Annotated in this window: 20 protein-coding genes; 4 read left to right on the forward strand and 16 right to left on the reverse strand. The window is 64.8% G+C overall.

Annotated features, from left to right (window positions below; genetic code table 11):
* Nucleotides 1–2: 2 nt before the first annotated feature.
* The 3 genes from ABEG21_RS15855 (at nt 3) to ABEG21_RS15865 (ending at nt 6058) form a co-directional block, all read left to right on the forward strand.
* Nucleotides 3–1484, forward strand: coding sequence for an NAD-dependent succinate-semialdehyde dehydrogenase (locus ABEG21_RS15855; protein WP_347557610.1), 1482 nt, complete (start codon nt 3–5; stop codon nt 1482–1484).
* A gap of 178 nt (nt 1485–1662) precedes the next feature.
* Nucleotides 1663–4701: an FAD-binding and (Fe-S)-binding domain-containing protein gene (locus ABEG21_RS15860; RefSeq protein WP_347557611.1), complete on the forward strand. Its 3039-nt coding sequence runs from the start codon at nt 1663–1665 to the stop codon at nt 4699–4701.
* Between the two features lie 70 nt (nt 4702–4771).
* Nucleotides 4772–6058, forward strand: a complete 1287-nt coding sequence (locus tag ABEG21_RS15865) for an aspartate aminotransferase family protein (RefSeq protein ID WP_347557612.1) — start codon at nt 4772–4774, stop codon at nt 6056–6058.
* Between the two features lie 111 nt (nt 6059–6169).
* Here ABEG21_RS15865 and ABEG21_RS15870 read toward each other — a convergent pair whose 3' ends face one another.
* On the reverse strand, nt 6170–7126 hold the full coding sequence (locus ABEG21_RS15870; protein WP_347557613.1) for a zinc-binding alcohol dehydrogenase family protein: 957 nt from the start codon (nt 7124–7126) through the stop codon (nt 6170–6172).
* A 126-nt stretch (nt 7127–7252) separates the two neighbouring features.
* Between ABEG21_RS15870 and ABEG21_RS15875 the strand changes: the two genes are divergently transcribed.
* A complete protein-coding gene (locus ABEG21_RS15875) occupies nt 7253–8035 on the forward strand; it encodes a helix-turn-helix transcriptional regulator (protein ID WP_347557614.1) in 783 nt (260 codons plus the stop codon).
* Between the two features lie 44 nt (nt 8036–8079).
* On the opposite strand, the gene ABEG21_RS15880 is transcribed toward ABEG21_RS15875, so the two are convergent.
* The 15 genes from ABEG21_RS15880 to ABEG21_RS15950 form a co-directional block, all read right to left on the reverse strand.
* The gene (locus ABEG21_RS15880; RefSeq protein ID WP_347557615.1) at nt 8080–9660 is read right to left on the reverse strand and encodes a TolC family protein; all 1581 of its coding nucleotides are present in this window, start codon (nt 9658–9660) and stop codon (nt 8080–8082) included.
* Nucleotides 9657–10727, reverse strand: coding sequence for an HlyD family secretion protein (locus ABEG21_RS15885; RefSeq protein ID WP_347557616.1), 1071 nt, complete (start codon nt 10725–10727; stop codon nt 9657–9659). The genes ABEG21_RS15880 and ABEG21_RS15885 overlap by 4 nt, the downstream gene beginning before the upstream one ends.
* A 118-nt stretch (nt 10728–10845) precedes the next feature.
* A complete protein-coding gene (locus ABEG21_RS15890; protein ID WP_347557617.1) occupies nt 10846–11109 on the reverse strand; it encodes a DUF1656 domain-containing protein in 264 nt (87 codons plus the stop codon).
* Nucleotides 11106–13307, reverse strand: a complete 2202-nt coding sequence (locus ABEG21_RS15895) for an FUSC family protein (RefSeq protein WP_347557618.1) — start codon at nt 13305–13307, stop codon at nt 11106–11108. The genes ABEG21_RS15890 and ABEG21_RS15895 overlap by 4 nt, the downstream gene beginning before the upstream one ends.
* Nucleotides 13308–13600: 293 nt before the next feature.
* Complete coding sequence (locus ABEG21_RS15900; RefSeq protein WP_347557619.1) at nt 13601–14305, reverse strand: hypothetical protein; 705 nt, start codon at nt 14303–14305, stop codon at nt 13601–13603.
* Between the two features lie 28 nt (nt 14306–14333).
* A complete protein-coding gene (locus tag ABEG21_RS15905; RefSeq protein ID WP_347557620.1) occupies nt 14334–15488 on the reverse strand; it encodes an asparaginase in 1155 nt (384 codons plus the stop codon).
* Nucleotides 15485–15904 (reverse strand): non-heme iron oxygenase ferredoxin subunit, encoded by a 420-nt coding sequence (locus ABEG21_RS15910; protein WP_347557621.1) that lies wholly within the window; start codon nt 15902–15904, stop codon nt 15485–15487. The genes ABEG21_RS15905 and ABEG21_RS15910 overlap by 4 nt, the downstream gene beginning before the upstream one ends.
* Nucleotides 15904–16863 carry a dihydroorotate dehydrogenase gene (locus tag ABEG21_RS15915; RefSeq protein ID WP_347557622.1) on the reverse strand — a complete coding sequence of 320 codons (960 nt, stop codon included), beginning with the start codon at nt 16861–16863 and terminating at the stop codon, nt 15904–15906. The genes ABEG21_RS15910 and ABEG21_RS15915 overlap by 1 nt, the downstream gene beginning before the upstream one ends.
* Nucleotides 16857–17783 (reverse strand): dihydroorotate dehydrogenase electron transfer subunit, encoded by a 927-nt coding sequence (locus tag ABEG21_RS15920; RefSeq protein WP_347557623.1) that lies wholly within the window; start codon nt 17781–17783, stop codon nt 16857–16859. The genes ABEG21_RS15915 and ABEG21_RS15920 overlap by 7 nt, the downstream gene beginning before the upstream one ends.
* A 13-nt stretch (nt 17784–17796) precedes the next feature.
* Nucleotides 17797–18468, reverse strand: a complete 672-nt coding sequence (locus ABEG21_RS15925) for a nuclear transport factor 2 family protein (RefSeq protein WP_347557624.1) — start codon at nt 18466–18468, stop codon at nt 17797–17799.
* A gap of 66 nt (nt 18469–18534) precedes the next feature.
* The gene (locus ABEG21_RS15930) at nt 18535–19959 is read right to left on the reverse strand and encodes an FAD-dependent oxidoreductase (protein ID WP_347557625.1); all 1425 of its coding nucleotides are present in this window, start codon (nt 19957–19959) and stop codon (nt 18535–18537) included.
* Nucleotides 19956–20381, reverse strand: a complete 426-nt coding sequence (locus ABEG21_RS15935) for a cupin domain-containing protein (RefSeq protein WP_347557626.1) — start codon at nt 20379–20381, stop codon at nt 19956–19958. The genes ABEG21_RS15930 and ABEG21_RS15935 overlap by 4 nt, the downstream gene beginning before the upstream one ends.
* Before the next feature lie 55 nt (nt 20382–20436).
* Entirely contained in the window at nt 20437–20841 is a 405-nt protein-coding gene (locus tag ABEG21_RS15940) for a cupin (protein ID WP_347557627.1), read from the reverse strand.
* Between the two features lie 23 nt (nt 20842–20864).
* On the reverse strand, nt 20865–21287 hold the full coding sequence (locus tag ABEG21_RS15945) for a hypothetical protein (RefSeq protein ID WP_347557628.1): 423 nt from the start codon (nt 21285–21287) through the stop codon (nt 20865–20867).
* A gap of 17 nt (nt 21288–21304) precedes the next feature.
* Nucleotides 21305–22591: an SRPBCC family protein gene (locus ABEG21_RS15950; RefSeq protein ID WP_347558048.1), complete on the reverse strand. Its 1287-nt coding sequence runs from the start codon at nt 22589–22591 to the stop codon at nt 21305–21307.
* Nucleotides 22592–22826 lie beyond the last annotated feature (235 nt).

The following is a 22826-nucleotide window of genomic DNA, read 5'->3' on the forward strand; positions in this document are numbered from 1 at the left end:
TCATGGCTTTGACGATGCAAAACACCGGCCTGCTGCTGGGCCAAAATCATATCGATGGCGCCTGGGTGGACGCGGCCGACGGCGCGACGTTCGGCGTCGCCGATCCGGCAACCGACGACATCTTTACGACGGTCCCGGACAGCGGCGCCGAAGACGCGCGTCGCGCCGTCGATGCGGCACACCGCGCCTTTGCCACGTGGCGCAAGGTGCCGGCAAAGCAACGCGCGGCGATCATCAAGCGCTGGAACGATCTGATCCTCGCGAATGTCGACGATCTCGGCAAGCTGATCTCGCGCGAACAGGGCAAGCCGCTCGCCGAAGGCAAGGGCGAAGTGGTCTATGCGGCGAGCTATGTCGAATGGTTCGCCGAGGAAGCGACGCGCACCGATGGCGAGATCATTCCGTCACCGGCGGCAGGCCGCATGATGTTCGCGCTGCGCGAGCCGGTGGGGGTCATCGCCGCGGTCACGCCATGGAATTTCCCTGCCGCGATGATCGCACGCAAGATCGCGCCGGCGCTCGCCGCGGGCTGTACCGTCGTCTGCAAGCCCGCCGAGGACACGCCGCTGACATCGCTGGCCCTGGTAAAGCTGGCCGAGCAAGCCGGCGTACCGAAGGGCGTCTTGAATATCGTCACCGCCTCGCGCGCGCATACGCCCGAAGTCGTCGACGTCTGGCTCGACGACGCACGCGTGCGCAAGATCACGTTCACCGGATCGACGCCGGTAGGCAAGCATCTGGCACGCCGTAGCGCCGACACCTTGAAGAAGCTGTCGCTCGAGCTGGGTGGCAATGCGCCTTTCATCGTTTTCGACGATGCCGATCTCGATGCGGCCGTGGAAGGCCTGATGATCTCGAAATTCCGCAACGGCGGCCAAACCTGTGTGTGCCCGAACCGGGTCTACGTGCAGGACGGCGTGCACGATGCCTTCGTCGAAAAGCTGGTCGCGCGCGTCGCGGCATTGAAAGTCGGTCCGGCAACGGATCCGGCGTCGCAGATCGGTCCGATGATCAATGCGCGGGCGGTGGACAAGATCGCGCGCCATGTTCGGAACGCGATCGATCTGGGCGCCAAGGTGGTGGTGGGCGGCGAGCGCGTCAACGGTCCGCAGTACCGGAGCGAAAACTACTTCGCGCCGACGGTGCTGATCAACGCCACGCCGTCGATGGAATGCGCCTGCGAGGAAACGTTCGGGCCGGTGGTGCCCGTGACGCGCTTCAGCACCGAGGCCGATGTCATCGCCGAAGCGAATGCGACGCCATTCGGTCTGGCCGCCTACTTCTACTCCAACGACGTGCGTCGGATCTGGCGCCTGGCCGATGCGCTGGAAAGCGGCATCATCGGCGTCAACGAAGGTGCGCTCGCGGCCGAATCGGCGCCGTTCGGCGGCGTCAAGGACTCGGGCTATGGCCGCGAAGGCTCGCGCCATGGCATCGGCGAGTACATGCATATCAAGTACGTCTGCCAAGGCGCGCTGGGCTGATCTCGGACTGCGCGTGCCGCCGCGAGACGTTCGCGCAGCGGCGCGATCGAAGGATCTGCCGCCTATTCGCAAAATTCGGCAGGCCTTGCCGTGCGCCACGGTGTTTTCGATAGTTTCCCGGTGCGCGGTCTTTCTATACTGATTCCACGCAATAGCCCTTCCTTGCCCGAGCCGTACGATGAATGCGTCCCCCACGCCGCGCAGTGCCGATCTGAACAAAATGATGACGCTACGTCATCGGCTACAGACCGAAACCACCGCGGAGGTCCGTTTCGACGCTGCCACGCGGGCCATTTATGCGTCGGAGGCATCGAACTATCGTCAGCCGCCGATCGGCGTCGTCGTGCCCCGCACGGCGGCGGATTTCGAGACGACGGTACGCCTCTGCGCGGAACTGGGTATCGCCATGCTACCGCGCGGCGCCGGCACCTCGATGTGCGGCCAGGCCGTCAACGATGCCATCTGCATCGATCATTCCAAATACCTGCATGCGATCGAATCGATCGATGCCGACGCCCGGCACGCCATCGTGCAACCGGGCGTCATCTGCGACCAGCTGAAGAAGGCCGCAGCCAAACACGGGCTGACGTTCGGCCCCGACCCCGCCACGCATAGCCGCTGCACGCTGGGCGGCATGATCGGCAACAATTCCTGCGGCGCGCATTCGGTGATGGCGGGCAAGACGGTCGAGAACATCGAACGTCTCGAAATTCTCACGGCCACCGGCGCGCGCTTCTGGGTCGGTCCGACCGATGAAGCCGCCTACGCGGCGCATATCGCCGCGGGCGGCGAAGAGGCGCGCATCGTGGCCGGCCTGCGCGATCTGGCGACACGGTATGCCGACGACATCCGCGCGGGCTTCCCGAAGCTCAAGCGCCGCGTGTCGGGCTATAACCTCGACCAGTTGCTGCCGGAAAACGGTTTCAATATCGCCCGCGCACTGGTCGGCAGCGAAGGCACGCTCGCCACAACCTTGCGCGCGCAGACCACGCTGGTCGAAGGCCGGCCCGAGCGCGTACTCGTCGTGCTTGGTTTCGAGACGATTTTCGATGCCGCGGACAGCGTGCCGGATCTGCTGCCGCTGGGCGCGATCGCCATGGAAGGGCTCGACCAAGGCATCATCGGTGGCCTGAAAGCGCTGCGCCTGAAGCTCGACGACATCGCCGAACTGCCGGCAGGCGATGCCTGGCTACTGATCGAATTCGGTGCGACCACCCGTGCCGAAGCGATCGCGCAGGCCCAGGCGATGGCCGATGCGGCACAGCACTTCCCGCAGCGCCCGAGCGTGCGCTTCGTCGACGACCCCGCCTTGATGAACCGCCTGTGGACGATTCGCGAGACGGGCGCATCGGCCACCGCGCTGTCTCAAATTCCCGGCGCGCCGGACCCGGTCGTGGGATGGGAGGATGCCGCCGTCGAGCCGTCCTTGCTCGGCCCCTATCTGCGCGAATTCACCGCCCTGGTCGCGCGCTATGGCTACAAGACCAATCTCTACGGTCATTTCGGCGACGGCTGCATTCATTCCCGCATCACCTTCGATCTGCGCTCGCAGACCGGCGTAACGGAATGGCGCGGCTTCCTGGAAGAAGCGGCGCGCCTCGTCGTCAAATACAAGGGCTCGCTGTCCGGCGAGCATGGCGATGGTCAAGCGAAGGGAGAATTCCTGCCGCTGATGTACACGCCTACCTTGATGCAAGCGTTCCGCGAATTCAAGGCGCTGTGGGATCCGCAACACTTGATGAACCCCGGCAAGCTGATCGACGCCATGCCGGCCGATGCGAATCTCCGCATGGGTCCCGGTTATCGGCGCGGCGACATCGCCGGTGCCTTCACCTATCCGATGGCGGAGAAACCCGCCGCCAACGACGGCACGGACCGTGCGACGGCCGTAGCGACGGACCGCGGCTATGGACGCGAAACCGAACGATGCATCGGCATGGGGAAATGTCGCTCGCTCGACGCCGGCACAATGTGCCCGAGCTTCAAAGCCACGCGCGAGGAACGCTATTCCACGCGCGGCCGCGCGCGGCTGTTTTTCGAGATGCTGAATGGCGAAGTGATCAGCGAGTCGCGCGATGCCGAGGCCGTCAAGGAATCGATGGACCTCTGCTTGTCGTGCAAGGGCTGCAAGAACGACTGCCCGACCCACGTCGATATCCCGAAATACCGCGCCGAATTCCTGCATCGCTACTATCAGACGCGCCGGCGCGCACCGATGGATGCGGCGGTCGGTCGGATCGGCAATTGGCTGCCCTTGGCCACGCGCGTCAGCGGCGTCCTGAACGGCGTAATGCGCAACCCTGTCGTCAAACGCGCGGCGCGGCGCTTCGGCCTCGCGGAAAACGCCCGCTTTCCCGATATCGCCGCGAAGGCCTTCCGTAACGGCGGCACGGCCAAGGGCCTGAAAGCCGATTGGTCCGATGGCTTTGCGCCGGGCGATGTCGTCGTCTGGACCGATACCTTCAACAACGGTTTCACGCCGCATGTGCTGGAAGCCGCCGTACAGGTCGTGCACGCCACCGGCGGCACGCCGCGCCTGACGCCGCGGCATGTGTGCTGCGGCCGTCCCCTCTATGACGTGGGCTTGCTCGATCAGGCGCGCACGCAATTGCGCGACATCCTCGACATGATGCAGGCGCCGCTCGCGGCGAATGTGCCGATCCTGGTGCTCGAACCCAGCTGTCTCTCCGTTTTTCGAGACGAGATGCGTGCCTTGATCGCCGACGATCCCCGCGCGGAAAAACTGGCGGCCGCCTGCATCACGATGGCCGAGTATGCGCAGCGGCACGGCGTGCGCGTCGATACGCCGGCCGATGACGCCGTGCATGTGCATCCGCATTGCCATCAACGCGCTTGCGGCGGTGCGGGTGCGGAAAAGCAGATTGGCGCGAAGGTGCTCGATACCGGATGTTGCGGCATGGCCGGGGCTTTCGGTTACCACGAAAAAACCGCGGCGGTGGCCCGGACCGTGGGCGAGCGCGAATTGTTGCCGAAGTTGACGCCCCTCCCGGCAGACAGCACGGTGGTCGCCGACGGCTTCAGTTGCCGTACCCAGATCAAACGCCTGAGCGGTCGTTCCGCGCGGCATCTGGCGGAAGTGCTGGCCGAGTCGCTGGCGAGCGCCGCCAAGACCGCCAAGACAGGCCACGCCGACGCGGCCACCGCGATCGACCAAACCGCTGGAGCCATCGACTCCCCTGCTGAAACAACGCTTTGACTTCACGTCGCTTACCGTAACGACTGGCATTCACCCGCCTACGCCGTACCCTTTTTGGAGATTTTCCGTCATGACCCGCGATAACGCCGCCTACACCGCCTTCCGCCAGCAACACGTGCCGCGCGGAGTGGTCACCGCTCACCCGATCTTCGCCGACAGGGCTGCCGGTTCGGAATTGTGGGATGTCGAAGGCCGACGCTATATCGACTTCGTCGGCGGCATCGGCGTACAGAATATCGGTCACTCGCATCCGAAGGTGATCGCGGCGGTCCAGGAACAGTTGACGCGCGTCACGCACGCGGCCTTCCAAGTGGTGGGCTATGACGTCTACGTCGAACTGGCCGCCAAGCTCAATAAGCTCGTGGGGGGCGATACCCCGTACAAGACGTTCTTCTCGACGACCGGCGCCGAAGCCGTGGAAAACGCGATCAAGATCGCGCGCGCGCACCGCAACGTACCCGGCGTCATCGCCTTCCGCGGCGGCTTCCATGGCCGCACCTTGCTAGGTTCGACGCTGACCGGCATGAGCACGCCATACAAGCAGAACTTCGGTCCCTTGGCCGGTGAAGTGTTCCACACGCCCTATCCGGACGACTATCGCGGCTTCAGCGCCGCCGATGCCATTCGTGCGCTGGAAGACTTGTTCGCGACGCAGATCGCGCCGGAGCGCGTGGCGGCAATCATTCTAGAGCCGGTACAAGGCGACGGCGGCTTCCTGTCCGCCGGCAAGGCTTTCATGCAGTCGCTGCGCGCATTGACGCAAGAACACGGCATCGTGCTGATTCTCGACGAAGTGCAAGCCGGTTTCGGCCGCACCGGATCGATGTTCGGCTTCCAGCAATTCGGCATTCAGCCGGATCTGGTGACGGTGGCGAAGTCCCTGGCCGGCGGCCTGCCGCTGTCCGGCGTGGTGGGTCGGGCCGAGTTGATGGATGCGCCGACGCCGGGCGGCCTGGGGGGCACCTATGCGGGCAATCCGCTGGCCTGCGCCGCCGCGCTGGCGGTGCTGAATGTTTTCGAGACGGAAAACATCCTGGAAAAAGGGCAGGCATTGGGCGAACGGCTGCGCACCGGCTTGCAGCGGATTGCCGACGCATCGCCGGAGGTCGGCATCGTGCGCGGCGTCGGCCCGATGGTCGCGCTGGAGTTCGTCAAGAACGGCGACCCGTTTCAACCGGACGCGAACTTCAATCAGGCGGTGATCGATCGTTGCCGCGAACAAGGTCTGCTGGTGATCAAATGCGGCGTGCATCGCAACACGCTGCGCCTGCTCGCACCACTCAACACGCCGTTGGCGATCGCCGATGAAGCATTGGCAATTCTGGAAAGCGCGGTCGCGCATTGCCGCGCCGCCTGAGCGACGCGTTCAAGACGGCGCTGAAGCCCAAGGCGCGTTATGTCCTTGGGCGAGTACGACGGATTCGAATGTCGATTGGCGACGACGCGCCCTTTGCACAAGGCCGATCTATCACTGATCCGTTAAAAACACAATCCGCGCGCGTCCTTCCGACGCCCAGTGGTCGGCCAGCGCCGACAAGGGCGCCGTGGCGATATCGATCTCCAATTTCGCCGGCAAGGCGGCGTGCAACACGCCATGGATCGATCGCAGCAAGCCTGCCATCGGGACGCTGCCGATACCACTGCCCAGCAACGTGATCGCCGATGCCCGCAACACCGCGCCCGGCAGGGACAGCTCGCCGCCGCCGATGGATCCGATTTCCACGAAACGCATCGGATAGCTTTCCGGCAGCGCTTTCGCCGCGGTGGTCAGTATCGTCCGCGCGCTCGGTCCCCAAAGGTAGTCGAGCACGACATCGACACCCTCGGCCAGATGCGGCTTCAGCGCCTCGGCGAGCGCCGCGTCGTCCTGCTCCAGCGACACGACGACGTCGGCTCCGATCCGCGCCAGCGCGGCCAACGTGGGCGCATGCCGGCCCGTAGCGATGACCTTGCGCGCGCCAAGGTGCTTGGCGATCTGCACGGCCAGGCGTCCCGATGCGCCGGTCGCCCCGTTGATCAGCACGACCTCGCCACGGACGAATCCGGCGCGCGCCTGCAATGCCGCCCACGACGACATCCCCGGGATGGCCAGCGCCGCGGCGACGGCGACATCGAGGCCGTCCGGCAGCGGGACGCACATCGACTCCGGCACGATCGTGCGCTGCGCCATCGCGCCGAACGGCGCCGGTACGCCGAAGAAATACACCGGCTTGCCGTCCTCGCGCAAGCCCACCCCGTCGACACCGGCGACAAACGGGAAACGCCCGGTCGAAGAATAATGCGTGCCCGCCGCCTTGCCCCTCGCCAATTGGCTCAGCGCCGACGCGCGCACCTCGATCAGCACCTGTCCCGCCGCCGCGACCGGTTCATCGAAGTCCCGATAGCGCGGAAGGGCGCCCGCCTCCACCACCACTGCTGCTTTCATGATCTTGCCTCGCTGCGTGTAAGGTCGCCGTCTCCCTGTCTGTTGGAGCCCGGTAAGGTGCCCAGTCTAGGCTTGCGCGGCTGGCCCGACTCCGTTATAAAAGCCAATCGATACCGGATTCCGGCCATGACCACGCCTTTGATTCGCCCCGAACTGATTCTCTCGTCGGACGGCCCGTTTCTCGCGGCGGCCGAATTGACGCAGACGGAATCGCGCACGGTGCACGCGCACAGCCACGCGCGCGGGCAGTTGATGGGGGCGCTGAACGGCCTGGTCTCGGTGGGTATCGAGCGCCAGCAATGGGTCGTGCCGGCAATCCACGCGATCTGGTTGCCGCCGCACGTCGCGCATTCGATTCGGTCTTACGGACCTTTTTCGGGATGGAGTGTGTTTATCGCGGAGCCGCGCTGTCAGGGTTTGCCGAGCGAACCGCGCGCTTTACGTACGACGCCGCTGCTACGGGAAGCAGTCCGACGCGCCGCGCAATGGCAAGGCGCCGACATGGCGCCGGCGCAGGTGCGGATCGCCGAAGTCATCCTCGACGAGATCGCGGCATCGCAAGCCGAGCCGCTCGATTTGCCGAGCCCGCGGGACGCCACGCTCGTGCGCATCACGTCCGCCTTGGCCAGCGATCTATCGGATCCGCGCGGGCTCGAGGAATGGGCAAGATGGGCGGGCATATCGCCGCGCACCTTGAGCCGACGCTTCCTCGCGGAAACGGGACTGCGGTTCGCGCAGTGGCGGCAGCAGGCGCGCCTGCTGCGCGCGCTGGAATTGCTTGCCGATGGCGTCAGCGTCACGGCGGTCGCGCTCGAATTGGGTTACGACAACGTCAGCGCCTTCATCGATATGTTCAAGCGTGCCACGGGGACGACTCCGGGACGTTATGCGCCGACGTCCTCGGCCTGAGCAGCGTGTCGTAGTCGGCCCTCCCTATCGCGGCCGGCCCCGAATCATTCCGTCGTCTTCGGTTGCGTCGGATGCAGCGTCTCCGCCAGTCGCGCGTCCGCCGCCTGCGATTGCGCCGCCGCCCGTTTCGCCGCGTCACCCCAACCGCCGCCGAGCGCTTGGAACACCGCCACCTGATCGCTCAACACCTCGCCCGCGGCAGCGATACGTTGCTGCGCGCTGGACGCTGCGGTACGTTGCGCCTCGAGCAGATCGAGGAACGGCGTGGCGCCGAACCGATAGAGACGCTGGGCCTGCGCAAGCGCCAGCTGACTGTGCGTGTCCAACTGCGTGATCGCCTGCTGCCGATCGAGCGCGCGCGCGTAGTTCTCCAGCGCGCTGTCGGCCTCCTTCAAGGCATTCAGCACGGTAGCGTCGTAGGCAGACAGTGCGCCCGCCGTATTGGCCCGTTGCGCGCGAATCTGCGCCCGTGCCGTCGCGATGTTCGGGAAGGTCCAATGCATCATCGGGCCGATGCTCCAGGTCCGCCCGCTCGACTGCAACGTCGAGCCGATCGTCGTGCCTTCGCCGCCAACGCCGATGCCCAGACTGACCGACGGATATAACTGCGCCACCGCCACGCCGATGTCGGCCGTGGACGCCGCCAAGGTCCGTTCGGCTTCGGCGACATCGGGACGACGGCGCAGCAGCGGCATGCCATCGCCTACCGGCATCGGCTGCGCCAAGACCGGCAAGGTCTGGCAATCGGCGGCGGCGGCCGGAAAGCGCGTCGGATCGCGCCCCAGCAATACCGCCAAGGCATACAGGCCGGTCTGTCGCTGCGCTTCGATCGGCGGGAGCGCGGCCTGCTGCGTATCCACCTGCGCCTCGGCGCGCAATTGGTCCAGCGTCGACGCCGCGCCACGCGCCGCCAGTTGCGTCGTCACGCGCGCCTGATCCTGGGCGATGCGCAGTTGCTGCTTCGCATTCGCAAGCGATGCATTCGCCTGGCAAACGAGCGCATAGGCGCTGACCGTCTTGGCGACGACGGTCAATTGGCTGGCGGCGTAGGCGTATTGTTGCGCCTGGACCGTGGCATCGGCCGCTTCCACCGCACGATGTAAGCGGCCCGCCAGGTCGACGTCGTAGGCGACGTTGAAATTCCACTCCGCGACGTTATGCCGATATAAACCGCTCGCGCCGTAGACGTTGCCGCGCTCGCGCGCATACTGCGCCCCCAGCGATGTCGTCGGCAACCACGCCGCGCGCGCCTGGTCCAATGCGCCTTGCGCCGCATCGAGATGCGCGGCCGCGCTGCGCAAGGTGCGGTTGGCCGTCAACGCCTCCTCGACGATCGCATTTAACGCCGGCGCGTCGTATAGATGCCACCAGTCGTCCGGCATCGCCTGCGGTGTAAACGCGGTGCGCTGCCCCTGGGGCGCCGTGACCGCATCGCGCGCATCGGCCGGCGCGGTCGGCGCGTGGTAGTCCGGTCCGACCGGATGGAAATAGCCGCAGGCACCCACTCCGAGGCTTGCCGCGCACGTCAACGCCCACACGATCGGACGCATCAACGAATGCATCAGCGGACGCCGCGATGAACGCAACGGCGAGCGCGTCATCAGCCGGCGATATGCCGCCCTCATGGCCGCCCTCCGGTGCTGGCCGGCTCAGGCGGCTGCGACCGCTGCGCTGGCGGCATCAACGAAGCGCCGCGCGTGCCAAATGTGCCAGCCGCGTCGGACGCCCCCAATGCGCTGCTCGACGGCGTCGGGGCCAGCTCGGTGCCGACGCCGCCCGACGCAACAATGCGTCCATCCTCGCCCCGCTGGCCGCTCAGAATCTCGACGGTCGCGGAGCGACCGGAGAGCAGCAGTTGCCCATCGGGCAGCGCATCGAGCGTGATCCAGACCGGCACGCGTTGGGCCAGCCGCACCCAGGCGAAATTCGGATCGACCTTCGGCAGCAAGTCCGTCGCGGTGGCGGTTTCGGAATCGCTGATACCGCCGACGATGCTCGTGACATGGCCATACAGCGGCGTCTTCTCCCCCATCAAGACAATCCGCGCGCGATCGCCGATATGGATGCCGCGCAAGCGTGTCTCCTGGAAGAAGCCCTCGACGCGCAAAGAAGCCGTATCGATCAGCGCCAGCATGCCTGTTCCCGCCGCGACGAAACGGCCCGGATGCAAGGTGACATTGGTGACGATGCCGTCCACTGGCGCGACCACGGTCGCGCGCTGCAGATCGAGGCGCGCAGAAGCCAGGCCGGCTTCTGCCTGCTCGACCTGCGCACGTGCCGCACGCAAGGCGTTATCGGATTGATCGACATTCTGTTGCGCGACGAGACCGCGCAAGGCAGCGTTCCGGCTCGCCTGTTGGCGCGCATACACCCATTGCGCACGCGCGGAATCGAGCGTCGCCTGCGCCTTGCTCAAGGCGATCTCGAAACGCTGCGGGTCGACTTTGAAGAGCACCTGTCCGCGTTTCACCGGCATATTGCCGTGGACATCGACCTCGGTCAGCAGGCCGCTGACATCGGTCGCGACATCGATGACGTCGGCGCGAATATGACCGTCGCGGGTGCGCGGCGCCAGTTCGTAGTAGTGCCAGACATAATTGGCCATCAGCAATGCCGCCACCACGATAAAACAGGTGAGCAGGATGCGAAAGCCGATGGTCACGGCTCGGGTCTGTCGAGAGGTCAGATGCACGGCGGTCCAGAAAGCGGAAAAAGGTGAAACAGATCGGGTAGATCGAGTACGTCGGCAAGAGGCCGACGTCTCGACCGGTATGGACCATCGACAGCTTTATCGAGACAAGCCCGGTGCGCTAGTGCAAAGCAAGGGACAACTGCGCCGCGGCCCACACGGCAGTTAGCGGCGTACCGCTCATCCATAAAACGACAAAGCCCAACAAGATCATGTAGAGGCCGACTTCCACGAGGCCGCGGTGCCAGAACAGCGCCAGGATGCCGAACCGGTCGAGCAGCCATCGCACGAGGAACAACAACAGAAACACCAGGATCACCTGGAGCACGAAGGTCGGTAGATAAATACCGAGCACATCGACTTGGTCCACCCCGCCGCCGTTCATGCTTTGTCTCCCGACGGTGTCGCGCCCGGCGCCATCGCCTCGGGATACAGCGCCAGCCGTAAATCGGCCAGCGCGCATTCGGCCGCGTCGGGCACCGCGCGGCTTGCCGCCAGACGTGCATCGATCCAGGCCCAGGGCGTCGGCACGCCGGTGCCCGATTGCGTAGCGGTCAGCCAGGCAGCGGCGCGTTCGGTCGCCGAGACATTGGCATGCTCGATCGTACGGGCAGCCGCCTCGACGCCGCGCGCGCCGGCGCGTTGTCGCCATAAGGGACGCTTCGCGGCTTCCTCGACAGACTGCGCTTCGGCGCGAGCCATCGGGGCAACGCTCCCGCGCTGAGCATCAGGCGCGCTCGGCCCCAGCCCCGCGACATACGCGGCCTGCCCCACGCGTACCTGGCGCAACGTGGCCACGACGATCAGCCGCTGCTGCGCGGGGGTCGTGGCGGCAAACTGCGGGAACAGCACGACCAGGCGATCCAGCATCCGCCAGCCATAGGAACAGGCCTCTTCATGGCGGACATCGGCGCGCGGCCGATTCAGCGCGCGCAGCAGATCCAACAAATCCAACCAGCCCTCGCGAATCAAGCGCCGCGCCACGCCGCCCGACGGCAGACGCACCAGCAGCACCATCCACATCAGCGCGGTGCACAAGCCGATCGCGAGACCCATGACGCTGTTCAACAGCGCCGGCAAATCCACGCCCGGCCCGTTATTGCCCAAGCGAAGCATGGCCATCGGCAAGACGGCAAACAGGACATTCGGCGGATTCGGCACGAAAATGCCGAGTACGAACAAGGCGGGGAACAAGGCGATCGCGACCGCCGGAAACGCGCTGGTCAAAGGCAGCACGACGCAGACATAGATGCCGACGATCACCATCGCGATGGCAACGATGCGCGCGACTTTCGAGATGACGGCCACGGGATCGGGCGCGCGGCCGGAGACGACGAAGAACACCGAACTCAATAGCATGCCGAACGCCGCGTAGCCGGACACCCAGCCGAACGTCAGCCACAACAAAGCAAAGGTTCCGAGATGACACAACAATCCGGCGACGACGCGAAGGCTATATCCCACATCCAACGGGGCGAGCGTGCTGGGCGTCGCGGAAAAACCGTCCGGCAGACGCAGTCGCGCGGGGCGCAGCGCCGCCAGGCTGCGCTGCGCAATGCCGATAAGCCACCACGCCGCGAACAAGCGCCGCAATTGGCGCTGCTGCAGATGATGCAGCGTCTGCAACCAAGCGGCGCGTTCGGTGCCTTCGTGCAAGGCGTTTTCCGCATCCGACGACGCGGCGAGCGCGGCGAGTGCGGTCTCGCCGCCACGGAAATGATGATAAACCGCACGCGCCTGATCCCGCCGCGTCCCGTTTTCGATCCACGCCGCCAGTGCCTCTCGCGTCGCCATATCGAGGGGAGCAAGGGGCGCGCTGCCGCCGAGCCGGCCCTCGCGCAGATGCGTGTCGATATCGCGCAACGTGCTGAGAATGCTCAGCGTACGCAGGCCGCGCGTGCGAATGATTTCGGCGGCACGACGGCGACGCGCGCCGAAGCTGACCGAGTCGAAAGGCAGATAGGATGCCAGCGGATCGATCTGCGCCATCGTCTTCAGCACGGCGGCAAAGGCCTTGTCGTCGGGCGGCATCCCACGCAGCACCGCCACCGTCACCTCGCGCAACGACGTCAACCAGTTGGACACCGCCGCGCGAACGCCCTGCGCGCCGCTAGTGGGGAAAATCAGCGAATCGACCAGAAACAAGGCGGAGGCGCCCACGACGATATCCTGTATCCGATGCATCGCGCGCAACAGCACCGCATCGGGCGTCGTCAGGCCGGGCAAGGCGACGAGCAGGCAGGTCACCCCGCCGATCATGAAGCCGTAGAAGCTCGGCAACCGGTCGCGCAAGGCAAAAAAACCGGCGAGCGCCATCGCGCCGAATAGCGACAACAACATCGCCAGTTGCGACGTGGCCATCTCGAAAGCGATGAAGACGCCGATCAAGGCGCCGCAGACCGAACCGGTCAACATATACGCCCATTTCTGCCGCATCGCTCCGCTGGAATCGAGCGCGAGGATGTAGACCGTCATCATGGTCCAATACGGATAGTCGAAACTGCGCGAAAAAGCGATGTATAAGGCCAGCATCGCGGCCAGATACAGTTTGCAGGACAGCAGTAGACGCCCGGGACGGATCAAGTTTTTTTTCTGGATGAAAGGGGGAAAGTCGGCGCGATACGCGGTGCTTTCGGCGTCAGAGATGCCGTATGCCGCAAATCAATATAAAACATTTGCCTGGGAAGTGCTCTTAAGGGGGCAGGCGTCGACGCGGCGTCGCGTCCGGAACGGCACTGTTTTGGCCGCGCGCACGTGGACCGCACGGCGCCGAAGGGCCGCCAGAGCAAGTGGCGCTCGCGCAGAGCAATGGGCAAGCAGGGGAAAGTGCGAATGGATGCGGCGCATCGCCGCACGACCGCGGGAGGCTTCGCGGACTACGGGCCGAACCGGAAGGTGCGAGCGGACATCGGATGGTGAATATTACTGCCGACGAATGGCGGGAATTGTTCGAAATCCTGGCGCATCCGATGGCGCACCGGCGAATGCATCGCCTCGGTAATGGCCACCGCGCTGTCGAACATCAGCTTGTTTCGCTGCATATAATGCACGCGCCGCCACGGCATGGCGTCGAGCCAGTCGAGCCGCGTAAAGATCTCGATTTCCCGCACGCCGGGGAAATCGAACATGATTTGCGGATGATGCGTGAGGTAGTAATTGATCCACGCATCGAAGTCCTCGGCGTGTCCCGGATAGTGCACGAGGAATTGACAGGGAAGCGCACCCTCCGCCACGGCGGGCGTCGGATCGGCGACCGGAAACGGACGACGCAGCATCACCTGCTGTTCGACATCGCACGCGGCGAATATCGGCGGCAGCGCCTGCGCGGCGACATGCAGATGGCCCGCCTCCGCGATCGCCGCTTCGAGCATCTCGATTTTCTCGAAATCCAATTGCATCGCGAACGTCGGCGATGGACCGTCATCGGTGTAGAAATCCGAAGCCGACTCCGGCGTGTAATACCGTGCCCGCCCCAGGCCCGGCGTGGCGTTCACCATCGATATGAGCTGCTGGACGGCGGCGGCGTCGATACGGAGCGCCGCATCGGGATGCCGGAAAGTGACAAGATAGGAAAACCGCATCGTGCATCTCCAGGTTCGAGCACCGTGCTCAGAGCGTCAACAACCAGCCTTGTATCGCCGCTTTCTCAGCAGGATCCCACTCGGATGCCGCGCCGCGCAAGGCGCGACACTGCAGCACCAGCATCATCGCGATCCGCAGTTTTTGCGGCGAAAGATCGCCTCCCGCGAGGATGCCCGCCTCCTGCAGGAAGCGTTGCGGGGGCACCGTGCCCCGCGCCGCCCGGCTCGACTGCACCACGACGACGCCGGCCGCTACCGCGGCACGATAGGCCGGCCATTCCCCTGCCGACGGCCTGCCCGGTGCCAGGCCCGCGCCGATAATCGCGCGGGCCCCCGCCGCAACGTAGGCATCGATTGCCACGCTATCCGCACCGGCATAGGAGAGCACGATATCGACGCGCGGAAAGGACACCGGCGTCGCGGCGTGCAGGATCGCGGACAGGTCGATGCCATACTCCCGCGAGCGTCCCGCGCCTGTGCCCGCATCCCGCATTCGCCGCGGCGCTTGCCTGCGCCACGCGATACCGGCATCGGCTTCGATGCGCGCTACCGGGCCGAACGGCGGCGCTTCGAACGCCTGCAACTCGAAGCTCGCCGCCTTGGTCACGTCGCGCGCCGTGAAGACCCAGCCATCCATCACGACCAAGACACCGCTATGCCGCGCCTGCGGCGCGCATGCCGTCGCAATTGCCGCCCGCAAATTGGCCGGCGCATCGCTGCCGGCGGTATTCGCCGGACGCTGCGCGCCGGTTAGCACGACAGGCTGCGGCAGCGCCAGCACGAGGTCGAGGAACCAGGCCGTTTCTTCCAGCGTGGCCGTGCCGTGCGTGACGACGAAACCGGTGATGCCGGGATCCTGCGAGGCATACCGCGCAATCAGCTGCGCCAACGCCAGCCAATCGTCCGGCGTGATCGCCACGCTTCCCAGGCTGCGAAACGGCACCGGCACCAAGTCGACGTCGGGCGCCAGTTCACCCATCGTTTCCAGCAATGCATCGATCGGATGCACGATGCCGCTATCGGCATACTCCACCCAATCGAAGCGATGCCGTGCGTGCATTGCAAAGGTGCCGCCGGTGCCGATCACCGCGATACGAGGCCGCGTTACCGACGTCATCGACGTCGCGGGCGACGCCGCCGCTTCACCGATGCCACCGTTCGTTTCCATCGGCGCGGCACTCACGGATTGATCCGGACATAGATCCGGCCGTCTTCGACACGCACATCGTGGCAACGCGCCGCGCGCGTGATCGGCGACGAACACGGCTTGCCGGTCCGCACATCGACGAGGCCGGCATGCAAGGGACATTCCACTTCATGCCCTTCCAGAAAACCGTCGCTCAATAGCGCGGCGCCATGCGTGCAGATATCGTCTAACGCAAAGAGGTCGCCCGCCACGCGGAATACACCGACCTTGATACCCTCCAGCGTGGTGCCATGACAGTCCTGCGCGCCAAAGACACTGTCATAGAGACCGATGTCGTGCCACGGTCGATCGCCATCGATCGCCGCGCCACAGACGGCGTCTTCGGTCACCGGCGTCGCACAGTCCGCCTCGTGATCCGTCATCGCGGCCGACATTATCGGGATGATCTTCATTACGCGGCTCCCCGTTGCTGCGTCTCGCTCAAGGCGCGTTGCAAATCGACGGTATCGTGCATCCGCATCGCGCCGATCAGATCGCGCACGCTGGCAATGCCCTTCCTTTCACAAAACGCACGGATCTCGTCGATCACGCGCGGCATCGCGGTAGGTGATTGAAAATTCGCCGTGCCCACCTGAATCGCGGTACAGCCGGCCAGCAGAAATTCGATGGCATCGGCGCCCGTGGTGATACCGCCGCAACCGATCACCGGAATCGACACCGCCTGCGCGCATTGGTGGGCAATCCGCAGCATGATCGGTTTGGTGGCCGCGCCGGTAATGCCGCCCATGACGTTCGCCACCCGCGGTAGGAACGTCTCCACGTCGATCACCATGGCCAGAATCGCATTGCTGACGACCAGCGCATCGGCGCCGGCTTCTTCGGCCGCCTTGGCGACCTCGACGACGTTCCCCGCATTGGGCGTCATCTTCGCCCACACGGGCACGCCCGCCGTCGCTTTCATCGCGCGCACGACCTGGTACGTTGCCTCGGGATCCATGCCGAACGCCTTGCCGTCCTTTTTCAAGTTCGGGCAGGAGACGTTCGCCTCGATCGCGGCAATGCCGCTTCCGGCCAGCTTGGCCGCCACCGCACCGAATTCCTCGACGGATCCGGCCGAGATACTCGCGACCAGCGGTGCGGTGAAGCGACGATAAAAGGGCACCGTATGCTCGAGGTAATACGCGGTGCCCTTGCTCGGGATACCGATCGAGAACAACGTTGCATCGGTAAACTCCGCCACGCGCGGCGGCGGCACGCCTTCACGGATATCGTCGGTGAAGGTTTTGGTGACGATGGCACCCAGCACATTCAGATCGAAAACGCGGGCGAGGCCATCGGCAAAGGTCCCCGATGCCGGCATCACCGGATTGATCAACTCCAGGTCGCCGACGGCGACACGCATATCTACCATGATGTGGTTTCCTGCAAATCAAAGACCGGCCCATCCCAGCACACGCGCCGATAGGTCAATTGTTCCGCGCCTGCCTCGGTGCGGAACGGCCGGACGCAGGCGTAGCAGGAGCCGATACCGCACCCCATATGCTGTTCGATCGCCGTTTGCCCCGGAACGCACCACTCCGTGCCGAGTCGCTGCAGCAACGTCAGCATCCGATTCGATCCGCACGTCGCCATATAATCGAACGGCGCCGTCCCATGCAGGGTTCGAAGCAGCCCTTCGAGTTGCACGATGTCACTGCTTCCCTCTTCATCCGTCACCGTATGTACACGCGCGCCTGCCGCTTCCAATCGATCACGCGACATCAGCAAATCGCGCGAGCGCGCGCTCAGCACGGCGGTGACCTTCGCGCCCAGCGATACCGCATGCGCGGCCAACGGTCCCAGCGTTGCCAGCCCCACGCCGCGCGCCAGCAGCAACACATGGCGCGCGCCTTCGGGCACGGTGAAACCGACCCCGAGCGGTCCCAGGGCGTCCAGAATGTCGTCCTCGCGCAGCGTCGCAAGACCCTTCGTCCCCATGCCCTGCACCTTGTACAGAAACTCGAGACGGCGCGTGCCGCGATCGGCGCCGTAGACGCTCATCGGCCGTCTTAAAAAGGCCGTGCCGTCCGGGCCGGGCGGACAGGCCAAATGGAAAAACTGTCCCGGCGTGGCGCTGGCGGCATCGTCGGACACCGCCAACACCAGATGCCGATACTCGGCATTGACCGAAGCGTTCGACAGCACCCGGCAGGCATGCTCGGCGATGGGGAAATCGGCCTGGGCGCCACGGCAAGCCGCGCTATCGCTGCCGGCGTGCGGCGGTGCCGACGCGTTACAGTCATCCGCCATGCCGTTCGCGCATGCCGCATGGAGGGGTATCGTCGTTGTCATCTTGTTCATCACCTTAAGGGAACGCGCGGCGTCGCGCGTCCAGTCCCGCAAAATCGCGGGCGATCGGCAGCGCCGTATCGGCCAGTTCCATCATGTGCAGATCTGTAAATCGCATGAACGACGTCAGCCATTCGCCGGAGTCGGGATCCAGCACATATCGCTCATGGGTCACCGCACCCAGCCACACGGCGCGCGCCGTGTCGTCACGTACCGCCACTTGCATCAGCCGCCAATACGCCTCCGCGGTCCCGGCCGCGGCATCGACGTCGATCGATTCGCTCGTGTAGTAATGGATCGCAAAACGCCATGGCGCCCGCTTGAACCACTGGTGCAGCGCCGCGCGTCCGATCAGATCCCCGCCGAAACCATCGCCGGCCGCCCAGACCGCATCCTCGGAAAAGCAGGCCGCTTGCGCGGCGGCAACGCGACCCATCGTCTCCGCATCCACCCGTTCGTAGTCCTGTGTATACTTCGCATCGGCCAAGGCGCTATAGCGCGCTTTCAAAGCCCGAATTGCCTCCAAGGCCTCGAGCGTGAGCACTCGCGCGGCGAGTCCTTCCATGCCAATGCCGTTTTCACGCTGCGGGGCGATCTTCGCGTCGCCCGCGCGATACGCGGCACCCGCCGTCGGTCGACGCGGCCAACCGGTTGTCCGGACGGGGATGTGTTCGTCATTACGCTGCATTGCCTTCTCCTTCCAGATGCCGTCGCCCGCACACCATGCACCGGCCGCGGCATCGCATGTCACCCATCACACGGCCTTCAACGGCACGGCGGTATCGCGTACTTTTTCAAGATCGACGTCGACGCCAGCAGCCGCCAGGCGCTCCAGCGCACGACGATCGCGGCCCGCGTCGATCAGCACCCCGCCGCATACCGCCCCGTCCCGCACCAACAACACCGACGCCGGGCCGGCGTCGATCTCGCCGCGAACGATCACTTCCGCATCCGCCGCAGGCGTCCCCACCACTTGCACATTGCGGCCGAATTGATCGGACCACATCCACGGCATCTCGCGATACGGGGTGGTGCGTCCGAGCAGCATCTCCGCAACCGCAAGGGCCTGGTTCTCCGCATTGCGCCACGTTTCCTGGCGCGTCCCGTCCGGCGCGGTCACGTTGTCACCCGCGATGCCCCGCGTGACAAAGGCCGTGTCGCCAGCGGCATAAAGCCAAGGCGCCCGCGGGCTGCGACAGTATTCGTCGACCACGACGCCGCCCGGGCCGGCAAGACCGGTGTCGGCAAGAAAGGCCGGCGCGCAGTCCACGCCGATCGCAATCAATACGGTATCGGCGGCAATCGCGACATCCTTCCCATCGCGCCGGCCCGTGACGCGCAGTCGCAATGTCGAGTCCGCATTCCTCGCCGGCGTTGCAGCTTCTCCGGCATCCCCTCGCGTGATGCCGGACACGGAGACGCCCATTTCGAGATGCACGCCATGCCGCCGATGCAGTGTCGCCAGCCATTCGCTCAATGACGGTGGCAGGCACCGTGCCATCACGTGGGAACCGGACTCGATCACGGTGACGGGCACGCCACGCGTGCGAGCCGACGCCGCGACTTCCATCCCGATCACGCCGGCGCCGATGACGACAAGGCCCCTGCTCGTTGCCAGTGCCTCGCGCAACGCCAGACTGTCGTCGATCGTTCGAAGCAGATGCACGCCCGCGAGATCCGCCCCCGGAACGGCGCCATTGCGTGGCGCGCCGCCGGTACAGACCACCAGTCGATCGAAGGCAAGCGTGGTGCCGTTCGCGAGCGTCAACACGCGGCGAACGGTATCCAGCGACACGACGCGACCGTGGATCCGATCGATCGCGTTATCGCGCAGCGCCGCTCCGTCCCAAAAATCACCCGGTCCCAACGCCAGCGACGACATCGCAAATGCCGACGTTGCCCGCGACACCGGTGGCGACCACGGCAGGTCTTCCATGGTCAACCAGCCCTTCGACAGTTCAGGCCGCTCGTAAGGGGCATGCGCCTCGTCGCCGATCAATGTGATCCTGCCGCGATGGCCCAGCGCTCTGAGCTGTTGCGCGGTGCGTCCACCCGCATGACCGGCACCGACGATGCAGACGTGCGCGAGCGATGCGTCGTCAGCGAGGATCGGTGTCACGTCGGACGTCAAGGTCGGACGCTCCCGCTCAACGAGAACGGATTGCGTGCTCCCGTTCATCGCGTCGGCCCTTCACCGTCGACCGATAACGCCGCAGGGACGACGCCCATCTCGACAGCCAGCGCCAGCGACGTGCCCACGCGATACAGCGCACCGCGCGGCGTCAGGCACACGATGCGCCGCGGCTCGCCGGGCGGGATCAGGATCGCCTCTCCGACCCCTAGCTGATAGGACTCGCCCGCCGCATCGATCGCGAACGCGCCCTCCAGGACGGCGAATACGGTCTCGCCATCGCGTCCTGCCGGTACGGCATAGTCCTGGCCTTCCGTCATGACGTCCACCTGCGTGGACAGATGCTTGCCGGCCTTGTCGACTTGCGCATGCCGGACCTCGGCATCGCGCCAGAGCGTGGCGGCGGGGAGCGTCGTGCAATGCGAGGACGCGTTCCCGTCCGCGGCGAGCGATTGTGTGTGCGTATCCATAAACAAAAAGGTCAACGTGATCGGTACAGCGGCTTATCGGTTTGACGCGTCGCGTTCAGCGACTGGCCAGCGGGTAGTACGGCGTATCGTCGTCGGCGCTATACTCCGCGCGCGGCGGGGATACCACATTGAGCCGCATGCTCACGCCTTCGTGACCGTAATGATTGACGCCGTAATGGCTCAGTCCGGCGGGAATGATCATCGCGTCGCCTTCCGCGAGTGCTTGCTCGACTTCCTCGCCGTTCGGTGGCACTTCGAAGATCGAACAGGCGCCGGTCCATTGAAACGACGCTTCCTCGCCATGGTCGTGCGCTTTCGCCGGCAGCCCGACGCCACGCGCTTCGACGAACTTGATGACGGCCACGCTCATCGTCTTGCCGATCATCGTCTTCATATACAAGCCATCCTCGACGACGGTCTTCAGACTGTCGTCGATACCAAATACGCGGCATTTCGCCATGACGCTCTCCCAAGGGCGGTTATTCAGGGCGTCGGCCGCATGACAAACTGCTCATCGGCCTGAAACCGGCGCGCATCGTATCCGTCGATGACGTCGGGCTGGTTATAGAACTCGATCGCAGGCGCGATCTCCGCCAGCGACAACAACAGATACATCATCGTCATCGCCTCCGGATGCGCATCCAATGTCGATAAGGCAAAGCCATTCAACCAATCGACGATGTCGTTGACCTGCGGCAGGATCGCATCGCGAAACGCGAGGATCTGCGGCATCCCTGCCGTATGACGCTGGATGCTTCGCTCCGTTTCCGTCGCCAGGGCCCACATCGGCACGAACGGCGCCAGTGCGTCGAAAGCCGGCGGTACCGGACGGCTGATCGCCGTCGGCGCGTCAGCGCCAGTCGCTTTCGTTATAAACGTGATGGGCCGTTGTTCGATCGCATTCATTCCACCGCTCTCCTTGTTCATTGGGCCTGTGCGGCGCCGTTCGCCAGCATCCGTTCGACGACGTGATAACTGTGCCGCACGAGCAGCTCTTGATCCTGCAGGATCATGTGCGTCTTGGCCCCCGTCTCGGCCGCGCGTTGCGTGCGCTCGAGCGTGCTGAAGTCCTCCAGCAACACATCGCGCAACGCCACCTTCATGTATTCGAGAAAGAAGCGGCCGCCCGGCGTCGTCATTTCGGGATAGAACACGCGCGCCTCGACCAGCGTCTTGTTATGCGCCACCGGACGGAAGTTGTATGCCTGACAGTAATTGGGACGAAGCGACAAATAGAAGTCCGGGAAGACGACATTGATGTCGAACAACCAATTCGGGCTCTTGGTCCAGTTCATGCCGGAAGGCAAGGCATCCATCGGAAACGCATGCTTGGCGCTACCGATGCCTGCACGCAAGGCGGCGGCGGCAATCGGCCGCTTCTGCGCCGCGCCGGCAAGCGCCTCGGCGGCTGCGGCGCCCCCTTCCGTCACGGCCTTCGGATTGCCGTAGACCGATTTCTGATTGCCGCCAAGCGACAGGCGACGATGGAACTCGCCACACAAGGCGTCCAGGGGCGGCATCCCTTCGTCCTCGGACTTGTCGATGGCATCGGCGATCGAATTGCCGTGCACATAGGCCACGTGATACGCCTCCTGGAAGGCGTCCAGCGCCAATTTCCAGTTGCAGTTCACCACCGTCGACCAGGCGAATCCCGCGGTCAGCTTCTCGAAGGGATAGCCCTCGATGCCGGCGAACATCGGCTTCATGAAATCGGTCAGCGACAGTGCCGGATTCGGATCCATGTTGACGAAGATGAAGCCCTGCCACACTTCGCAGGCCACGCGACTGAGGCCGAACTGCTCGCGATCGAGACCGAAGAAACATTTCTCGTCGGGCACGCCGGTCAGATTGCCATCGAGGTCATACGCCCAGCCGTGAAACTTGCAGAAGAACTTTCGCGTGTTCCCGCACTTGTCGTAGACGATCTCGTTCATCCGGTGCGCGCAGACGTTGTGCATCGCGCGAATCTCGCCCTGGCGGTTGCGCACGACGATGATCGAGGTGTCGCACGCCGCCAGGTCTTTGACGAAATAGTCGCCGGCCTTCGGGATCTCCTCCACACGCCCGACGTGCAGCCAGGTTTTCTTGAAAATATGCGCTTTCTCGCGGAGATAGTAGTCAGGCGAGATATACGGCTCTACCGGAATCGGACCGGAGCCCAATTCGGGATAGCGACCGGTCAGCGTGCCGAGGGGCGCGGGCGTATCGATAAAGCCGGCTTCGGCGGAAAAGGGGGACTTGGACACGATGACGTCACCTCAAAAACGAACATCATTTAATAATGAATGCCATTCTGTTTTGAACAATTGCCGCTGTCAAGAAGGAATTTATTCCGTGCCGCAGCATGGCTCCGTCGCCGCCATAAACTGTCAGTGGCAAGGACGCGCGCGCCACGGACGCGGTGAAAAAGCCCCGCGATCGTTTTTTCGAACGGATTTCCTCACC

It is taken from the genome of Robbsia sp. KACC 23696 (assembly GCF_039852015.1).
GTDB lineage: Bacteria > Pseudomonadota > Gammaproteobacteria > Burkholderiales > Burkholderiaceae > Robbsia.

Bases quoted from the DNA above. Each gene is read 5' to 3' on its own strand.
- ABEG21_RS15855 (WP_347557610.1), top strand. From the start codon at position 3: ATGGCTTTGACGATGCAAAACACCGGCCTGCTGCTGGGCCAAAATCAT.
- ABEG21_RS15860 (WP_347557611.1), top strand. From the start codon at position 1,663: ATGAATGCGTCCCCCACGCCGCGCAGTGCCGATCTGAACAAAATGATG.
- ABEG21_RS15865 (WP_347557612.1), top strand. From the start codon at position 4,772: ATGACCCGCGATAACGCCGCCTACACCGCCTTCCGCCAGCAACACGTG.
- ABEG21_RS15870 (WP_347557613.1), bottom strand. From the start codon at position 7,126: ATGAAAGCAGCAGTGGTGGTGGAGGCGGGCGCCCTTCCGCGCTATCGG.
- ABEG21_RS15875 (WP_347557614.1), top strand. From the start codon at position 7,253: ATGACCACGCCTTTGATTCGCCCCGAACTGATTCTCTCGTCGGACGGC.
- ABEG21_RS15880 (WP_347557615.1), bottom strand. From the start codon at position 9,660: ATGAGGGCGGCATATCGCCGGCTGATGACGCGCTCGCCGTTGCGTTCA.
- ABEG21_RS15890 (WP_347557617.1), bottom strand. From the start codon at position 11,109: ATGAACGGCGGCGGGGTGGACCAAGTCGATGTGCTCGGTATTTATCTA.
- ABEG21_RS15900 (WP_347557619.1), bottom strand. From the start codon at position 14,305: ATGCGGTTTTCCTATCTTGTCACTTTCCGGCATCCCGATGCGGCGCTC.
- ABEG21_RS15910 (WP_347557621.1), bottom strand. From the start codon at position 15,904: ATGAAGATCATCCCGATAATGTCGGCCGCGATGACGGATCACGAGGCG.
- ABEG21_RS15915 (WP_347557622.1), bottom strand. From the start codon at position 16,863: ATGGTAGATATGCGTGTCGCCGTCGGCGACCTGGAGTTGATCAATCCG.
- ABEG21_RS15920 (WP_347557623.1), bottom strand. From the start codon at position 17,783: ATGACAACGACGATACCCCTCCATGCGGCATGCGCGAACGGCATGGCG.
- ABEG21_RS15925 (WP_347557624.1), bottom strand. From the start codon at position 18,468: ATGCAGCGTAATGACGAACACATCCCCGTCCGGACAACCGGTTGGCCG.
- ABEG21_RS15930 (WP_347557625.1), bottom strand. From the start codon at position 19,959: ATGAACGGGAGCACGCAATCCGTTCTCGTTGAGCGGGAGCGTCCGACC.
- ABEG21_RS15935 (WP_347557626.1), bottom strand. From the start codon at position 20,381: ATGGATACGCACACACAATCGCTCGCCGCGGACGGGAACGCGTCCTCG.
- ABEG21_RS15940 (WP_347557627.1), bottom strand. From the start codon at position 20,841: ATGGCGAAATGCCGCGTATTTGGTATCGACGACAGTCTGAAGACCGTC.
- ABEG21_RS15945 (WP_347557628.1), bottom strand. From the start codon at position 21,287: ATGAATGCGATCGAACAACGGCCCATCACGTTTATAACGAAAGCGACT.